Raw genomic sequence first — 1,443 nt, forward strand, 5'->3', positions numbered from 1 at the left:
GCCTGACCGGCGCGATCTTCCACAGCGACCACGGGTCGGTCACCGGACTCAACCGGTCGTCGCAACACCTTGATCGTGGAGGTCTTCATGGGGCGGCAACCGGGGTGGCTGGTCACGCAGACGGGGCGGCCTGCGATGAGGTCGCCTGGGCGTCCGCCGATCCGAAGGGATCTCGAGCGGGCGTTCTGGGTCAAGATCGCTGCAGGGATGACCAGCGAGGACGCCGGCGTGGCTGTCGGCGTGTCGGGACCGGTCGGATCGCGGTGGTTCCGTGAACGTGGCGGCATGCCCTTGATCAGTCTGGATCGGCCCTCCGGTCGATACCTGTCGTTCGCCGAGCGCGAGGAGATCGCGCTGATGCGGGCCCGGGACGCGGGAGTGCGTGAGATCGCCCGCACGCTGGGCCGTGACCCGTCGACGATCTCCCGAGAGCTGCGTCGCAACGCCGCCACCCGCGGGGGCAAGCTCGACTATCGAGCGGGGGTGGCGCAGTGGAAGGCCGAGCTGGCGGCCCGGCGGTCCACGCCCGCGAAGCTCGTCGTGAACACCCGACTGCGGGACTACGTCCAGGAACGGCTCTCGGGACACGTGCGCCGTCCCGACGGTGTTGCCGTCACCGGGCCGCAGCCGGCCCCGTGGAAGGGCCGGAACAAGCCCAGACGCCAGGACCGGCGATGGACGCTGGCGTGGAGCCCGGAGCAGATCGCCCATCGCCTGCCGATCGACTTCCCCGATGATGAGTCCATGCGGATCAGCCACGAGGCGATCTACCAGGCGCTCTACGTGGAGAGTCGGGGCGCGCTCAAGCGTGAGCTCGTCACGTGCCTGCGCACGGGGAGGGCGTTGCGGGTGCCGCGGTCACGGGCGCGAGCCAAGCCGGGCGCACACGTGAGCGCCGAGGTGATGATCAGCGAGCGGCCCGCCGAGGTCCAGGACAGGGCGGTCCCCGGGCACTGGGAAGGGGACCTGATCATCGGGTTGGAGCGCTCGGCGATCGGCACCGTCGTTGAACGGACCACCAGGTTCACGATGCTCGTCCACCTGCCCCGAGAAGACGGCTACGGCCTGGCAGCTCGGGTGAAGAACGGGCCCGCACTGGGCGGCTACGGCGCAGTTTCGATGAAGAGAGCACTGGCCACGGCGATGGCCTTGATGCCCGAGCAACTGCGTCGATCACTGACCTGGGACCGCGGCAAGGAGCTGTCCGCCCACGCCGCCTTCCGCGTCGAGACCGGCATCCCGGTCTACTTCGCCGACCCGCACAGCCCCTGGCAGCGCGGCACGAACGAGAACACCAACGGTCTCCTTCGCCAGTACTTCCCCAAAGGCACCAACCTCTCGCGGTGGAGCGCCGACGACCTCGCCGCCGTGGCCAACGCCCTCAACAGCCGACCACGCAAGACCCTCGGCTGGCGAACACCCGCCGAGGCCATGGACGAGCAT

Annotated in this window: 1 protein-coding gene; it reads left to right on the plus strand. The window is 69.6% G+C overall.

The features are described from left to right. Nucleotides 1–87: 87 nt before the first annotated feature. A partial coding sequence (locus G9H72_RS20675) for an IS30 family transposase (protein WP_166174737.1) occupies nucleotides 88–1,443 on the plus strand: 1,356 nt, incomplete at its 3' end.

Source organism: Motilibacter aurantiacus (assembly GCF_011250645.1).
GTDB lineage: Bacteria > Actinomycetota > Actinomycetes > Motilibacterales > Motilibacteraceae > Motilibacter_A > Motilibacter_A aurantiacus.